14 protein-coding genes and 2 pseudogenes are annotated in these 16183 nt (G+C 64.8%); 14 read left to right on the top strand and 2 right to left on the bottom strand.

The window, feature by feature from the left end; translation table 11 throughout:
• The first annotated feature begins 13 nt into the window (after positions 1 to 13).
• From lpxD to M0765_RS25200, 12 genes and pseudogenes are all read left to right on the top strand, one after another.
• Positions 14 to 991, top strand: coding sequence for a UDP-3-O-(3-hydroxymyristoyl)glucosamine N-acyltransferase (gene lpxD / locus M0765_RS25255; RefSeq protein ID WP_258506673.1), 978 nt, complete (start codon positions 14 to 16; stop codon positions 989 to 991).
• A gap of 23 nt (positions 992 to 1014) precedes the next feature.
• Positions 1015 to 1464: a 3-hydroxyacyl-ACP dehydratase FabZ gene (fabZ, locus tag M0765_RS25250; protein WP_157614172.1), complete on the top strand. Its 450-nt coding sequence runs from the start codon at positions 1015 to 1017 to the stop codon at positions 1462 to 1464.
• Positions 1465 to 1487: 23 nt separating this feature from the next.
• Positions 1488 to 2282 (top strand): acyl-ACP--UDP-N-acetylglucosamine O-acyltransferase, encoded by a 795-nt coding sequence (gene lpxA, locus M0765_RS25245; protein WP_258506671.1) that lies wholly within the window; start codon positions 1488 to 1490, stop codon positions 2280 to 2282.
• A 7-nt stretch (positions 2283 to 2289) separates the two neighbouring features.
• Positions 2290 to 3437 (top strand): annotated as a pseudogene (lpxB, locus tag M0765_RS25240) (lipid-A-disaccharide synthase).
• Positions 3409 to 4127, top strand: a pseudogene (gene rnhB, locus M0765_RS25235) (ribonuclease HII). The pseudogenes lpxB and rnhB overlap by 29 nt, the downstream one beginning before the upstream one ends.
• 12 nt (positions 4128 to 4139) lie before the next feature.
• On the top strand, positions 4140 to 4934 hold the full coding sequence (locus M0765_RS25230; protein WP_258506667.1) for a TrmH family RNA methyltransferase: 795 nt from the start codon (positions 4140 to 4142) through the stop codon (positions 4932 to 4934).
• Between the two features lie 198 nt (positions 4935 to 5132).
• A complete protein-coding gene (carA, locus tag M0765_RS25225) occupies positions 5133 to 6332 on the top strand; it encodes a glutamine-hydrolyzing carbamoyl-phosphate synthase small subunit (RefSeq protein WP_258506665.1) in 1200 nt (399 codons plus the stop codon).
• A 10-nt stretch (positions 6333 to 6342) separates the two neighbouring features.
• Positions 6343 to 6882 carry an ORF6N domain-containing protein gene (locus tag M0765_RS25220; RefSeq protein ID WP_258506663.1) on the top strand — a complete coding sequence of 180 codons (540 nt, stop codon included), beginning with the start codon at positions 6343 to 6345 and terminating at the stop codon, positions 6880 to 6882.
• A 1-nt stretch (position 6883) separates the two neighbouring features.
• Positions 6884 to 10132: a carbamoyl-phosphate synthase large subunit gene (gene carB, locus M0765_RS25215; RefSeq protein WP_258506662.1), complete on the top strand. Its 3249-nt coding sequence runs from the start codon at positions 6884 to 6886 to the stop codon at positions 10130 to 10132.
• Positions 10133 to 10140: 8 nt separating this feature from the next.
• Positions 10141 to 11010 carry a Kdo hydroxylase family protein gene (locus M0765_RS25210; protein WP_258506661.1) on the top strand — a complete coding sequence of 290 codons (870 nt, stop codon included), beginning with the start codon at positions 10141 to 10143 and terminating at the stop codon, positions 11008 to 11010.
• Positions 11011 to 11074: 64 nt separating this feature from the next.
• Complete coding sequence (greA, locus tag M0765_RS25205; RefSeq protein WP_126749827.1) at positions 11075 to 11551, top strand: transcription elongation factor GreA; 477 nt, start codon at positions 11075 to 11077, stop codon at positions 11549 to 11551.
• 18 nt (positions 11552 to 11569) lie between these two features.
• Entirely contained in the window at positions 11570 to 11995 is a 426-nt protein-coding gene (locus tag M0765_RS25200; RefSeq protein ID WP_258506659.1) for a DUF4149 domain-containing protein, read from the top strand.
• A gap of 38 nt (positions 11996 to 12033) precedes the next feature.
• Here M0765_RS25200 and M0765_RS25195 read toward each other — a convergent pair whose 3' ends face one another.
• Entirely contained in the window at positions 12034 to 12753 is a 720-nt protein-coding gene (locus M0765_RS25195) for a glycosyltransferase (protein ID WP_258506657.1), read from the bottom strand.
• 41 nt (positions 12754 to 12794) lie between these two features.
• Positions 12795 to 13274: a YhbY family RNA-binding protein gene (locus tag M0765_RS25190; protein WP_258506656.1), complete on the bottom strand. Its 480-nt coding sequence runs from the start codon at positions 13272 to 13274 to the stop codon at positions 12795 to 12797.
• An 89-nt stretch (positions 13275 to 13363) separates the two neighbouring features.
• Here M0765_RS25190 and M0765_RS25185 point away from each other — a divergent pair, with 89 nt between their 5' ends.
• A complete protein-coding gene (locus tag M0765_RS25185; protein WP_157614149.1) occupies positions 13364 to 14032 on the top strand; it encodes an RlmE family RNA methyltransferase in 669 nt (222 codons plus the stop codon).
• Positions 14033 to 14223: 191 nt separating this feature from the next.
• A complete protein-coding gene (ftsH, locus tag M0765_RS25180) occupies positions 14224 to 16140 on the top strand; it encodes an ATP-dependent zinc metalloprotease FtsH (protein WP_126749832.1) in 1917 nt (638 codons plus the stop codon).
• Positions 16141 to 16183 lie beyond the last annotated feature (43 nt).

The raw sequence follows: 16183 nt of genomic DNA, 5'->3' as shown, positions 1-16183 counted from the left end.
CCGCAAAAACGGCGTGGCATTGCAGCTCGGAGCCATTGTTGACGCCCTCGGGGGCGAGCTCCACGGGGACGCCGCGCTCTCCATCGAGCGGCTTGCGCCGCTTCAGAATGCTCAGCCCGATGCGCTCAGTTTCCTGAGCCATCCCAAATACCAGCAGGAATTGGCGGCATCCAAGGCCGCCTGCGTGATCGTTTCGCCGGCCATGCGCGAGGCGGCAGCGGCGCGCGGAGCGTTCATCGTCGCGGCCGATCCGTACCTCTACTTTGCGCGGCTCACCCAACTCTGGAAGGCGCACCATGCGCGCCCCGAAGCCGATCGCATCCATCCCTCCGCGGTCATCCACCCCGAAGCCCATGTGGACCCGACAGCGCGCATCGGCGCCTTGTGCGTGCTGGAGCGGGGTGCACGCATCGGAGCCGGCACGGTGCTGAAGTCGCGCGTGACCATCAGCGAAGACTGCGTGGTCGGCGAGCGCTGCCTGCTGCATCCCGGCGTGGTGATCGGCGCCGACGGCTTTGGCCTGGCGCCGCACAAGGGAGAGTGGGTCAAGATCGAGCAGTTGGGCGCAGTGCGCATCGGCAACGACGTCGAGATCGGGGCCAACACCTGCATCGACCGCGGCGCGCTCGACGACACCGTCATCGAAGACGGCGTGAAGCTCGACAACCTCATCCAGATCGGCCACAACGTGCGCGTGGGCAAGCACACGGCCATGGCGGGCTGCGTCGGCGTGGCGGGCAGTGCCACCATCGGCGCGCACTGCACTTTCGGCGGTGGTGCCATCGTGCTGGGTCACCTGACCGTTGCCGATGGCGTGCACGTTTCGGCGGCCACGGTGGTCACACGCTCGATCCACAAGGCCGGCCAGTACACCGGCATGTTCCCCATCGACGACAATGCGAGCTGGGAAAAAAATGCTGCAACGCTCAAGCAGTTGCACAGCCTGCGCGAACGACTGAAGGCGCTGGAGAAGGCACCCCAGAAAAAATGAAGACGATGCAGGAACAGAAAATCATGACGACGACGCTCGATATCCATCAAATCCTCAAGCTGCTGCCCCACCGTTACCCGTTCCTGCTGGTGGATCGCGTGCTGGACATGGAAAAGGGCAAGCGCATCACGGCGCTCAAGAACGTGACGATGAACGAGCCGTTCTTCAACGGCCACTTTCCCCACCGCCCGGTGATGCCGGGCGTGCTGATGCTCGAAGCCATGGCGCAGGCGGCGGCGCTGCTGTCGTTCCATTCGCTGGACATCGTGCCCGACGACAACACGGTCTACTACTTTGCAGCCATCGACGGTGCGCGCTTCAAGCGCCCCGTGGAGCCGGGCGACCAGCTCACGCTCGAAGTCGAGATCGAGCGCATGAAGGCCGGCATTTCCAAGTTCAAGGGCCGTGCCCTGGTGGGCGCCGAGCTCGCCTGCGAGGCCACGCTCATGTGCGCCATGCGCCAGATCAACTGATCTTGCGGCGGTTACAACAAGGCATGACGCAGGTTCATCCGACAGCGCTCATCGATCCGAAGGCAGAACTCGACGCCTCGGTTTCGGTCGGGCCGTACACCATCATCGGCCCTCATGTGCGGGTTGGCGCCGGGACGACCATCGGCGCGCATTGCGTGATCGAGGGCCGCACCACCATCGGCCGCGACAACCGGATCTTCCAGTTTTCTTCGCTGGGCGCCGTGCCGCAGGACAAGAAATACGCCGGCGAGCCGACCGAGCTGGTCATTGGCGACCGCAACGTCATTCGCGAGTTCTGCACCTTCAACCTCGGCGTGCCGGGGGCGGGCGGCATCACGCGCGTGGGCAACGACAACTGGATCATGGCGTACACGCACATCGCGCACGACTGCCGTGTCGATGACCACACCACCTTGGCCAACAACACCACATTGGCCGGCCACGTGCATCTGGCCGACTGGGTCACGATCGGCGGGCTGACGGGCATTCACCAGTTCGTTTCGATCGGCGCGCACGCCATGGTGGGTTTTGCCAGTGCCGTGTCGCAGGACGTGCCTCCCTTCATGCTGGTCGACGGCAACCCGCTGGCTGTGCGCGGCTTCAACGTCGTGGGTCTGCGCCGGCGCGATTTTTCGGCACCCCGCCTTGCGGCGGTGAAGCAGATGCATCGCCTGCTGTACCGTCAGGGCAAGACGCTCGAAGAAGCGCGCGCCGGCATCAACGCCTTGGCGGCCGAAACCCCTGAAGCGGCCGAGGACGTGGCGCTGATGGAGCGTTTTCTCTTCAACTCGACGCGCGGCATCGCGCGCTGGAAGTAGCAGTCGCATGGGCAAGGACGAACAGCGACGGTTCGCGCTGGTCGCGGGAGAGGCGTCCGGCGACCTGCTGGCCGGCCTGCTCCTGGACGGCCTGCAGGCGCGTTGGCCATCGCTCCAGACCGCCGGCATCGGCGGCCCCGAATGCTCGCGCACGGTTTCCAGAGCTGGTGGCCGCAAGAAAAACTCGCGGTGCGCGGCTATATCGAGGTGCTGCGCCACTATGCCGAAATTGCCGGCATCCGCCGCCAGCTCAAGGCACGGCTGCTGCGCGAGTGGCCCGAACTCTTCATTGGCGTGGACGCACCCGATTTCAACCTCGATCTCGAGGCTGGGTTGCGCAGCCGCGGCATGAAGACTGTTCACTTCGTCTGTCCTTCGATCTGGGCCTGGCGCGCAGAGCGCATCGAAAAGATTCGCGCCGCGGCCGACCATGTGCTGTGCATCTTTCCGTTCGAGCCCGCGCTGCTGGCGGAAAACGGGGTGCAGGGCAGCTACGTCGGCCATCCGCTGGCCAATGTGATTCCGATGGCACCCGACCGTGGCGCCGCCCGCGCAACGTTGGGCCTGGCGCCGGATGCGCAGGTCGTCGCCTTGCTGCCCGGCAGCCGCCGTTCGGAGGTGCGTTATCTGGCCGCGCGATTCTTCGCCGCCGCGGCGCAAATGCTCAAGGCAAGGCCGGCACTTCAGTTTGTCGCCCCCATCCTTCCGGGGCTCCGCGTGGAGGTCGAGGCCTTGTTGCAGGCCAGTGGCGCGGCGGGCCGGGTGAAGCTGCTCGACGGCCAGTCGCACGCCGCGCTGGCTGCGTGCGACGTGACGCTGATTGCCAGCGGCACCGCCACGCTCGAGGCAGCGCTGTTCAAGCGGCCGATGGTCATCGCGTACAACATGAACGCGCTCTCGTGGCGCCTGATGCAGCGCAAGCAGCTCCAGCCCTGGGTCGGTTTGCCCAACATCCTGGCGCGCGAGTTCGTGGTGCCCGAGCTGCTGCAGGAGGCAGCCACGCCGGAGGCGCTGGCCCACGCCACGCTGGAATGGCTCGATGCACCTGAAAAAACCCGGGCGCTGCAACAAAAATTTTCAGAGCTGCACGTGCAACTGCAGCGCGATACGCCGACACTTTGCGCCGATGCGATCCAGAAAGTTCTTGAAGGCTGAGCAGGCGGCCCTGGTGTGGGACGCGCCGGGCCTTGTTGCGGGCGTGGACGAAGCGGGCCGCGGACCGCTGGCCGGCCCGGTGGTGGCCGCGGCCGTCATCCTGGACGACCAACGGCCGATCCGCGGACTGGCCGACTCCAAGACGCTTACGGCGCTCCAGCGCGAGCGCCTGCACGACCAGATTCTTGCAAAAGCGCTGTGCTGCTCGGTGGCGCAGGCCACGGTCGAGGAAATCGACACCCACAACATCCTGCAGGCCACGATGCTCGCGATGCGCCGCGCGGTGGAGGGCTGCGCCTCAAGCCTGCGAAAGTGCTGGTCGACGGCAACCGATTGCCCACACTCGATGTGCTGGCCGAGGCCATCGTGAAGGGCGACGCGCGGGTCAAGGCGATCTCGGCTGCCTCCATCCTCGCCAAGGTCCACCGCGACCGCCTGTGCGAGCAACTGCACGTCGAATTTCCCCACTATGGTTTTGCCGGCCACAAGGGCTACGGCACGCCGGAGCATCTGGAGGCGCTGCTGCGCCATGGCGCCTGCGTTCACCACCGCCGCTCGTTCAGCCCGGTGGCCGCGGCCCTGGCACGTGCAGCCGGCGAGGCTGCCGTGCCGGCCGAAGCCTCCATGCCGCTCGCGGTGGCCGCCTCAACGGTCGAGACCGTGCATCTCGACTTGCGCACGGCGCCCTGAGATTCCCGACGCATGACCACTCCATCGGGCGCGAGCCACATCAGCTCGCGCGACAACCCGCTGCTCAAGGACTTGCGCAAGCTGGCCCAGGACCCCGGTGCCTACCGCAAGCTCGGCCGCGTGTGGCTGGAGGGCGATCACCTCTGCCGCGCGGCGCTCGCCAGGGGCATCAAGCCCGCCATCGCCGTTTTTTCAGAATCGTTCTGGCCGCAGTGTCCTGCCGAATGGGCGAGTGTTGCTATAAAAACCGTAGTGGTCGACGACGATCTCTTGCGCGGGGCCAGCGGACTGGAGTCGCCCGCGCCCATGGGTTTCGTGCTCGATCTGCCTGAGCGGCCGGCGCTGCTGCCCGACGCGCCCAGCGTCGTGCTCGACCGCCTCCAGGACGCCGGTAATGCCGGTTCCATCCTGCGCAGCGCGGCGGCTTTCGGGTTCAGGCAGGTGATTGCGCTCAAGGGCACGGCCGCGTTGTGGGCGCCCAAGGTGCTGCGGGCAGGCATGGGCGCCCATTTCGGCCTGCGGTTGATCGAAGGCGTGGAAGCCGATGCGCTCGACGAGCTGAAGGTGCCGCTGGTGGCCACCAGCTCGCACCGGGGCGAATGGCTGCACGAGGCCAGGCTGCCGCATCCCTGCGCCTGGCTCATGGGGCACGAGGGGCAGGGCGTTTCCGCGGCGCTGGAAGCCCGGGCAACGCACCACATCCGCATTGCGCAGCCCGGCGGCGAGGAATCGCTGAACGTGGCTGCCGCGGCCGCCATCTGCCTGCACGCGAGCGGCGCGGCCGGCCTTGCGCGGGTGAATTCCTGATTCCCGGACGCCATAAAGGCGTCGGCCTCGTATGTTTTCCGGCCTTTCAAGTCAGGAGGGTGACGCCGCCGGGCTACAATCGGGGGCTTACTCGCAATAGCGTCGCCCGGCCGCCTACAACGCCATCTTCCCCTTAAGCAGCAGTCCGCAGGCAACGCGCCTGGGGCTCCGGGCGACCGTAACCATCCGGAGAACCCAGTGCTTTTGTCTCTCAAGGGAAGTTTCCCGCCCGCCATCCTGGCGCTCGCAGACGGCACGGTCTTTCAAGGCAATTCGATCGGAGCCGCCGGCTCCACGACCGGTGAAGTGGTGTTCAACACCTCCATGACCGGTTACCAGGAAATCCTCACCGACCCGAGTTATTGCCAGCAGATCGTGACGCTCACGTATCCGCATATCGGCAACTACGGCGTCAACGGGGAAGACATCGAAGCCGACAAGATCCATGCCGCTGGCCTGATCATCAAAGACCTGCCGCTCGTCGCATCCAATTTCCGCAAGACCGCGACGCTGAACGAATACCTCGTGGCCGGCAAGACGGTGGCCATCGCGAACATCGACACCCGCAAGCTGACCCGCCACCTGCGCACCCATGGCGCGCAGAACGGCTGCATCCTCGGCCTGGCCGCGGGCGAAGCCGTGACGCAGGCGCTGATCGACAAGGCCATTGCCGCCGCCAAGGGCGCGCCCAACATGGCCGGGCTCGACCTGGCCAAGGTCGTGTCGGTGAAGCAGACCTACGAGTGGACCGAAACTGAGTGGAAGCTCGTGAACTCGAACGGCAAGCCGGGCTACGGCGTGCAGATCACGCCCAAGTTCCACGTGGTGGCGTTCGATTACGGCGTCAAGAAGAACATCCTGCGCATGATCGCGCAGCGCGGCGCCCGCATCACCGTGGTGCCGGCGCAAACGCCCGCCGCCGATGTGCTCAAGCTCAAACCCGACGGCATCTTCCTGGCCAACGGCCCGGGCGACCCGGAGCCTTGCGATTACGCCATCAGCGCGGTCAAGGAACTCATCGAGACCGGCATTCCGACCTTCGGCATCTGCCTGGGGCACCAGATCATGGCGCTGGCCTCGGGTGCGAAGACCTTCAAGATGAAGTTCGGCCACCACGGCGCGAACCATCCGGTGAAAGACCTGGACAACGGCCGCGTGAGCATCACCAGCCAGAACCATGGCTTCGCGGTCGACGAGAAGTCGCTGCCGGCCAACCTGCGCGCCACCCACATCAGCCTGTTCGACAACACGCTGCAGGGCCTTGCGCGCACCGACAGGCCGGCGTTCTGCTTCCAGGGCCACCCGGAGGCCTCGCCCGGCCCGCACGACATCGGCTACCTGTTCGACCGCTTCACCGCGCTCATGGAGCAGGCACGTGGAGAGCAGGCACGTGGCTGATGCACCCGCGGTGCTCGACGTCTCGGTCATCGCCGCATTGCGCGATGCCGAGGGCAAGATCTATGTGCTGCGCGGCCTCAAGGTCATGCTGGCGCAGGACCTTGCCGCGCTCTACGGCGTCGAGACCCGCGTGTTGTTGCAGGCCATGCGCCGCAACCTCGATCGTTTTCCCGCGGACTTTGCCTTCACCCTCGAAAACCACGACCTCGAGAATTTGAGATCACAACTTGTGATCTCAAAAGCCGAGAAGCCGGGTTCCGGCGGCGCGCGCTACCGCAGCGTGGCGTTCACCGAACAGGGCGTGGCCATGTTGTCGAGCGTGCTGCGCAGCGAACGCGCCGTGGCCGTCAACATCGAGATCATGCGTACCTTCGTCAAGCTGCGCAGCATGCTGTCGGAGCACGCCGATCTCAAACGCAAGCTGAACGCGCTGGAACAGCGATACGACCAGAACTTTCGCGATGTATTCAACGCGATCCATCAACTGATGGATGAACCGAAGCCGGGCGCCTACAGCGGCCGCGGCATCGGTTTCACCAAGGACAAATAAGATGCCCAAGCGCTCAGACCTCAAATCCATTCTCATCATCGGCGCCGGCCCGATCATCATCGGCCAGGCCTGCGAGTTCGACTACTCCGGCGTGCAGGCTTGCAAGGCTCTGCGCGAAGAGGGCTACAAGGTCATCCTGATCAACAGCAACCCCGCGACGATCATGACCGACCCGGCCACGGCCGACGTGACCTACATCGAGCCGATCACCTGGCAGACGGTCGAGAAGATCATCGCCAAGGAGCGCCCCGACGCGATCCTGCCGACCATGGGCGGCCAGACCGCGCTCAACTGCGCGCTCGACCTCTGGCGCAACGGCGTGCTCGAAAAGTACACCGGCGCAGCCACCAACAAGCCGGTCGAACTCATCGGCGCCACGCCCGAAGCCATCGACAAGGCCGAAGACCGCCTGAAGTTCAAGGACGCGATGACCAAGATCGGCCTCGGCTCGGCACGCTCCGGCATTGCCCACTCGATGGACGAAGCCTGGGCCGTGCAGAAGTCGGTCGGCTTCCCGACCGTGATCCGCCCCAGCTTCACGCTCGGTGGCACCGGCGGCGGCATTGCCTACAACCCGGAAGAGTTCGAGACCATCTGCAAGCGCGGCATCGAAGCTTCGCCCACCAACGAACTGCTGATCGAAGAATCGCTGCTCGGCTGGAAAGAGTACGAGATGGAAGTCGTGCGCGACAAAGCCGACAACTGCATCATCGTCTGCTCGATCGAAAACCTCGACCCGATGGGCGTGCACACCGGCGACTCGATCACCGTGGCACCCGCGCAGACGCTCTCCGACAAGGAATACCAGATCCTTCGCAACGCCTCGCTGGCCGTGCTGCGCGAGATCGGCGTGGATACCGGCGGTTCGAACGTTCAGTTCTCCATCAACCCGAAGGACGGCCGCATGGTCGTCATCGAGATGAACCCGCGCGTCTCGCGTTCGTCGGCACTGGCCTCCAAGGCCACGGGCTTCCCGATTGCCAAGGTCGCGGCCAAGCTGGCCGTGGGCTACACGCTCGACGAGCTGCGCAACGAAATCACCGGCGGCGCCACGCCCGCGTCGTTTGAACCGTCGATCGACTACGTAGTCACCAAGATTCCGCGCTTCGCCTTCGAGAAATTCCCGCAGGCCGACTCGCGTCTCACGACGCAGATGAAGTCCGTGGGCGAGGTGATGGCCATGGGCCGCACCTTCCAGGAGTCGTTCCAGAAGGCGCTGCGCGGCCTTGAAGTGGGTGTCGACGGCCTGAACGAGAAGACGCAAGACCGCGAAGTGCTCGAAAAGGAACTGGGCGAACCGGGTCCCGAGCGCATCTGGTACGTGGGCGACGCCTTCGCCATGGGCCTGAGCGTCGATGAGGTGTTTGCGCTGACCAAGATCGACCCGTGGTTCCTGGTGCAGATCGAAGAGATCGTGAAGATCGAACTCGAGCTCGAAACCAAGTCGCTGGACGACATCGACAAGGACACGCTGCTCGCGCTCAAGAAGAAGGGCTTTTCCGATCGCCGCCTGGCCAAGCAGCTCAAGACCACCGACACCGCCATTCGCGAGAAGCGCCGCGCGCTGGGAGTGCGCCCGGTCTACAAGCGCGTGGACACCTGCGCGGCTGAGTTCGCGACCAACACGGCCTACATGTACTCGACCTACGAGGACGAGTGTGAAGCCGACCCGACGGACAAGAAGAAGATCATGGTGCTCGGCGGCGGTCCCAACCGCATCGGCCAGGGCATCGAGTTCGACTACTGCTGCGTGCATGCCGCGCTCGCCATGCGCGAGGACGGCTACGAGACCATCATGGTCAACTGCAACCCGGAGACCGTGTCGACCGACTACGACACCAGCGACCGCCTGTACTTCGAGCCGCTCACGCTCGAAGACGTGCTCGAGATCGTCGACAAGGAAAAGCCGCTCGGCGTGATCGTGCAGTACGGCGGCCAGACGCCGCTCAAGCTCGCGCTCGACCTCGAGGCAAACGGGGTGCCGATCATCGGCACCTCGCCCGACATGATCGACGCGGCCGAAGACCGCGAGCGTTTCCAGAAGCTGCTGCATGAGCTCAAGCTGCTGCAACCGCCGAACGCCACCGCGCGCACCGAATCCGAGGCGCTCGAGAAGGCCGCGGCCCTTGGCTATCCGCTGGTGGTGCGCCCGAGCTATGTGCTCGGCGGCCGCGCGATGGAAATCGTGCACGAGCAGCGCGACCTCGAGCGCTACATGCGCGAAGCGGTCAAGGTGAGCAACGACTCGCCGGTGCTGCTCGACCGCTTCCTGAACGATGCTGTCGAGTGCGACGTCGATTGCTTGCGCGATGCCGAGGGCCAGACCCTGATCGGCGGCGTGATGGAGCACATCGAGCAAGCCGGCGTGCACTCGGGCGACTCCGCCTGCTCGCTGCCACCCTACAGCCTGAGCGCCGAGACCATTGCAGAGCTGAAGCGCCAGAGCGCCGCCATGGCCGCCGCGCTCAACGTGGTGGGCCTGATGAACGTGCAGTTCGCCATTCAGCAGAAGGACGGCAAGGACGTCATCTACGTCCTCGAAGTGAACCCGCGTGCTTCGCGCACCGTGCCTTACGTGAGCAAGGCCACGGGCATCCAGCTCGCCAAGGTGGCGGCACGCTGCATGGCCGGCCAGTCGCTCAAGTCGCAGGGTGTGACCAAGGAAGTGACGCCGCCTTACTTCAGCGTGAAGGAGGCCGTGTTCCCGTTCGTCAAGTTCCCGGGCGTCGACACCATCCTCGGCCCCGAGATGAAGTCGACCGGCGAAGTGATGGGCGTGGGCAAGACCTTCGGCGAAGCCTTCGTGAAGTCGCAGCTGGGCGCGGGCACGCACCTGCCGAAGTCGGGCAAGGTCTTCATCTCGGTGAAGAACAACGACAAGGCGCGCGCCGTGGAAGTGGCGCGCGGCCTGGTCAAGCTGGGCTTCGAGATCATCGCCACCAAGGGCACGGCCGCCGCCATCGGCGCCGCGGGCATCGAATGCGCAACGGTGAACAAGGTGACCGAAGGCCGCCCGCACATCGTGGACATGATCAAGAACAACGAGATCGCCCTGGTCATCAACACGGTGGAAGAGCGCCGCAACGCGATCAACGACTCGCGCCAGATCCGCACCTCGGCGCTGCTCGCGCGCGTGACCACCTTCACCACCATCTTTGGTGCCGAGGCTGCGGTCGAAGGCATGGGCTTCATGGACGAGCTCGGCGTGATCTCGGTGCAGGAGATGCACGCGCAGCTGGCAGCCGCCTGAGCGTGGCCATGGAAACGCAGCTCGTCGAACTCGACCTCGCGGACTGGAACGCGGCCACGCCCAACGAAGCGTGGATCGCCGAACTGGAAGCGGGCAAGGTGCTGTACTTTCCGCGCCTGGGCTTCGAGCTGCTGCCCGAAGAGCGCAGCCTGCTCACGCCGAGCCTGCTGTCGCCGGATGTGCGCAACATCAGCCTCGACGCCAACGGCAAGCTCAAGGGCGCTGTCGGCGACGAGGACGTGCAGCGCAAGGCAACGGCAATGGTGGGGCGGTTTCGCGCGCAGGCGCAGCAACTCATCCACGGCCTGCTGCCGCACTACACGCCAGCCCTGCGGCTGGCGCCGACCAGCTACCGGCCAGCGCAAGTCGAGACGCGCGTGCAATCGTGGCGCGCCGACGACCGCCGCCTGCATGTCGATGCATTTCCCTCGCGGCCCAACTATGGCGAGCGCATCCTTCGGGTGTTCACCAACGTGAACCCAGAAGGCGCGCCGCGCGTGTGGCGCGTGGGCGAACCTTTCGAGGACATCGCCAAGCGCTTTCTGCCGCGCGCCAAGCCCTATGTGCGCTGGCAAGCGAAGTTGCTGCAGTCGCTGCACGTGACCAAGTCGTTCCGCAGCGAATACGACCACCTGATGCTGCAGCTGCACGACGGCATGAAATCGGACATGGCCTACCAGGAAAATTCGCCGCAGGAGAAGGCCGAATTTCCGCCGGGTTCGGTGTGGGTTTGCTTCTCGGACCAGACCTCGCACGCCGTTATGGCGGGCCAGTACATGCTCGAGCAGACCCTTCATCTGGCTGCGTCGAAGCAATACAATCCGGATTCGAGCCCGCTCGCCATCCTGAGCCGGCTGACCGGACGCACACTCGTCTGATCCTTTCCCCCAATCGACCGCCGAACGGCAGCGTTCGGCGGTTTCGCTTTATGGAGAACCAAACATGGCCACCATCCCAATTACCAAGCGCGGTGCCGAGAAGCTGCGCGCCGAGCTGCATCAGCTCAAGACCGTGGACCGCCCCTGGGTCATCAACGCGATTTCCGAAGCCCGCGCGCAGGGCGACCTGAGCGAAAACGCCGAGTACGAGGTCGCCAAGGACCGCCAGGGCTTCATCGAAGGCCGCATCCAGGAAGTCGAAGGCAAGCTGTCGGCCGCGCAGATCATCGATCCGGCCGAACTCGATGCCGGCGGCAAGGTGGTGTTCGGCTCCACGGTGGAACTCGAGGAAGAAGAAACCGGCGAAGCGGTCAAGTACCAGATCGTCGGCGAGGACGAAGCCGACCTGAAGCTCGGACTCATCAATATCTCCAGCCCGATCGCGCGTGCGCTCATCGGCAAGGAAGAAGGCGATGTCGCCGAGGTGCAGGCCCCGGGCGGCCTGAAGCGCTACGAGATCGTGGCGGTTCGCTACATCTGACCACCTGATTCACGCCCGATGAAAGACCGCCTCGCGCTGTTGCTCGCCGCCTTCTGGTGGGGCAGCCTCACGACGATCGGCTTTCTGGTCGTGCCGATGCTTTTCGCACGGCTCGGCAACCCCGCCGTGGCGGGCAATTTCGCAGGGCAATTGTTCGAGGCGCAGAGCTGGATCGCCATCGGCTGCGGCCTGCTGCTGCTGGTTCATTTCAGGACCAAGATGGACGACCGCATCGACAACGCGTCGATGACCGCCATCTTCCTGATACTGGGTGCCTTGCTGCTGGCACTGCTCCAGCAATATGCCGTGGCACCCCGGATTCTTGCGCGCGACAACCTGAAGCTCTGGCACGCCGTGGGAAGCGGCATGTACCTGGTTCAGTGGCTGTGCGCGGGTGCACTGCTGTGGCGCATGGGCGCTGCCAAGGCGCCCGCGGCAAGCTGAGGACCAGCGGCGGCGCTGCCGCCCCGTGTCCGTTCAGCTCATTCCTTCCAGAACTTCGCGATCCAGTTTGCCCGCCGGATGTAGCGGAAAGCCCGGTTGCGGCGACCCGCCAGCGCATCCGGCGGATTGCATTCGCCGTGGAACACCATGATGCGCGCGCCTTCGGGCACGAAGGGCTCTTCCCAGTAGTTGGTCGGCCAGGTGGGTATGCCGTGGTACTTGAAGCTCGGGCACCAGGCCGCGGGCCAATAGCCCAGCTTGCCTTGCTTGTGCATCATGGCGGACAGGTAGGTCTGCTCGTTGCGGTACTCGCCCTGCACCTTGTCCATGTTGTCGCGAAAGTACGCCAGCACGTCGGCATGGGCACCGAGTTCAAAGCGGTAGACCGACGAATTGCCGGTGATCCGCTGTCGCCGCCAGGGGCGCGCGTAGTCATGAATGATCAGGAACTCGCCGGGGTGCTCGAAGAATGCATCGAGGCTGCCGACGATCACCACGTCCACATCCAGGAAGAGGGCGGTGCCGCGCAGGCCGTGCAGGTCTTTTTCGAAGGTGGTGAGCTTCTTCCACGCGCCGTCGCGCTGGCCCGGCGCCAGTTGCAGGTTGAGTGGAGGAATCGGCAGGCACGTCACTTCGGGGCGAATGCCGGTGCCGTCGTCCGTCAGGCACACGAACTTGAAGTCGCCGCTCAGGTTGCGGCGCACCATGGCGTAGAGGCGGTTGACGTATTCGGGGCCGTATTTCGTGCCCCACTTCATGCAGAGGATATGGCGCTGGGCGCCTTGCGCTGGCACCAAGTTCAGTCTGCCTGGTTACGCTTCTTGGCCGAAAGCGGCCGCTTCGCCTTGGCGCGCTTGATGGTGCCGCCGGGGGTGAGCCGCTGGTTGCCGAGCACGCGCAGGGTCTTGATTTCGGGGCGCTGGCCGCCGCGCTTGCTGTACTTCAGCACCTTGATGTCGCGCGGGCCGGGCATGCGGTCTTCGTCGACCACTCGCTCCTTCTCGGGCTTGGGGCGCCACAACACCAGCAGCTTGCCGATGTGCTGGATGGGCGCCGCGTCGAGTTCATCGGCCAGTTCCTGCAGCATGGCGTCGCGCGCCAGGCGGTCGTCGGAAAAGACGCGGATCTTGATCAGGCCGTGGGCCTTGAGCGCCGCATCGGCTTCTTTTTTAACGGCAGGGGTCAGCCCGTCTCCACCGACCATGACGATCGGATCCAGGTGGTGAGCTTCGGCGCGGTGCACCTTGCGCTCGGCAGGGGTAAGTTGAATGGCGGGCATCCCCGTATTATCGAGGGTAGAAAGCAACCTCTCGAAACGCCGGGCCGCTTCCAAGCGAATACCGCAGCGCGAAGCACGGGAGGCCACCCATGAGCACCAAGGCAAAAAGCAAAAAAGTCAACAAGGCGTGGCTGCACGACCACATCAACGATCCGTATGTGAAGCTGGCCACGCGGGAGGGGTACCGCGCACGTGCCGCCTACAAGCTCAAGGAAATCGACGAGTCGCTGGGGCTGGTCAAGCCGGGCCAGCTGGTGGTCGACCTGGGTTCCACCCCGGGCGCCTGGAGCCAGTACCTGCGGCGGCGCATGTCGCCGGACGGCGCCGCGGCCGGGGAATTGAACGGCACCATCATTGCGCTGGACATCCTGCCGATGGAACCCATCGAGGGCGTGACCTTCCTGCAAGGCGACTTCCGCGAGGCGGAGCTGCTGGAGCAGGTGCTGGGCGTGCTGGCGGGCCGCAAGGCCGACCTGGTGGTTTCGGACATGGCGCCCAACCTCTCGGGCATTCACTCGGCCGACGCCGCCCGGGTTGCGCACCTGATCGAGCTTGCAATCGACTTCGCCCAGCACCACCTGAAGCCCGAAGGGGCGCTGGTGGCCAAGCTCTTCCATGGCAGCGGCTACGACGAGCTGGTGAAGCTGTTCAAGGCGAACTTTCGCACCGTAAAGCCCTTCAAGCCCAAGGCTTCGCGCGACAAATCGTCCGAAACCTTTTTGGTCGGCATGGGTCTGAAGGCTCAGGAAACGCTTTGATACCTTGACGCTGCAACCCCTTGAACGGGCCGCCAAGGGGTGTCAATGGGGCGCAAACCCTTCGGAGGCTATGGCTGCATTAGGGAAATGCCGGCTTTTCGTAGCTTGAAAAGCCTAAAATGGGGCGCAATTGCGTACCCACAGCGCGTTCTTTTCACAATCTTGTCACGCGCTTTCGACTGGAGCTTCGTTTGAACAATCAGTGGTTTTCCAAAGTTGCCGTATGGCTCGTCATTGCCATGGTGTTGTTCACTGTGTTCAAGCAGTTCGACACCCGCGGCGGCGTCGGCTCGGGGACGGTGAGTTATTCGGAATTCCTGGATCAGGTCCGAAACAACCAGATCAAGAGCGCCGTCATTCCTGAAGGCGCGGGCGGCGGAGAAATCATCGCCGTCACCAACGACGATCGCAAGATCCGCACGACGGCCACGGTGCTCGACCGCGGTCTGGTGGGCGACCTGATCGACCACAACGTCAAGTTCGACGTCAAGCCGCGCGAAGAGGGCTCGCTCCTCATGACGCTCCTGGTGAGCTGGGGCCCGATGCTGCTCCTGATCGGCGTCTGGATCTACTTCATGCGCCAGATGCAGGGCGGCGGCAAGGGCGGAGCGTTCAGCTTCGGCAAGAGCAAGGCCCGCATGATGGACGAGAACAACAACACGGTCACTTTTGCCGACGTCGCAGGCTGCGACGAGGCCAAGGAAGAAGTCCGTGAAGTGGTCGACTTCCTGAAAGACCCGCAGCGCTTCCAGAAGCTCGGCGGCCGCATTCCGCGCGGCCTGCTGCTGGTCGGCCCTCCGGGTACCGGCAAGACCTTGCTCGCCAAGTCGATCGCCGGCGAAGCCAAGGTGCCGTTCTTCTCGATCTCGGGCTCCGACTTCGTTGAAATGTTCGTCGGCGTGGGCGCGGCCCGTGTGCGCGACATGTTCGAGAACGCCAAGAAGAACGCTCCTTGCATCATCTTCATCGACGAAATCGATGCGGTGGGCCGCCAGCGCGGCGCCGGCCTGGGTGGCGGTAACGACGAGCGCGAACAAACCCTGAACCAGATGCTGGTCGAGATGGACGGTTTCGAAACCAATCTCGGCGTGATCGTGGTGGCTGCAACCAATCGCCCCGACATCCTGGACGCCGCGCTGCTGCGCCCGGGCCGTTTCGACCGTCAGGTGTACGTGACGCTGCCCGACATCCGCGGCCGCGAGCAGATCCTCGGCGTGCATATGCGCAAGGTGCCGCTCGGGCAGGACGTGAACCCGAGCGTGATCGCGCGCGGCACGCCCGGCATGTCCGGCGCCGACCTGGCCAACCTGTGCAACGAAGCTGCCCTGATGGCTGCGCGCCGCAATGCGCGCGTCGTTGAAATGCAGGACTTCGAGAAGGCCAAGGACAAGATCTTCATGGGCCCGGAGCGCAAGAGCATGGTCATGCCCGAGGAAGAGCGCCGCAACACGGCGTACCACGAGTCTGGCCACGCCCTCATCGGCAAGCTGCTGCCCAAGTGCGACCCTGTCCACAAGGTCACCATCATTCCGCGCGGCCGCGCCCTTGGCGTGACCATGAGCCTGCCGGCGCAAGACCGCTACAGCTATGACCGCGAATACATGCTGAACCAGATCAGCATGCTGTTCGGCGGCCGAATCGCCGAAGAAGTGTTCATGCACCAGATGACCACCGGCGCCAGCAACGACTTCGAGCGCGCGACCTCCATCGCCCGCGACATGGTCACGCGCTACGGCATGACCGATGCACTTGGCCCGATGGTCTATGCCGAGAACGAAGGCGAAGTGTTCCTGGGCCGCTCGGTCACCAAGACCACGAACATGAGCGAGCAGACCATGGAAAAGGTCGATGCCGAAGTCCGCCGCATCATCGACGAGCAGTACGCCCTGGCGCGCCGCCTCATCGAGGAAAACAGCGACAAGATGCACGCCATGGCCAAGGCCCTGCTCGAGTGGGAAACCATCGACAGCGAACAGCTCGACGACATCATGGCCGGCCGCGCACCGCGTCCGCCCAAGGACTGGACGCCGCGCATTCCGCCCTCGGGCAGCGGCGGCAGCGGCGGTACGCCGGCTGTCAATCCGGATCCGGCACCGACAGCTGCCTGAAGTGCATCCGGCTTCACACAACAACGGGGCCCTTGGCCCCGTT

It is taken from the genome of Variovorax sp. S12S4 (assembly GCF_023195515.1).
In the GTDB taxonomy this organism is placed as follows: domain Bacteria; phylum Pseudomonadota; class Gammaproteobacteria; order Burkholderiales; family Burkholderiaceae_C; genus Variovorax.
The sequence above is the reverse complement of the archived record's forward strand: the minus strand, read 5'-3'. Positions and strand labels throughout refer to the sequence as shown.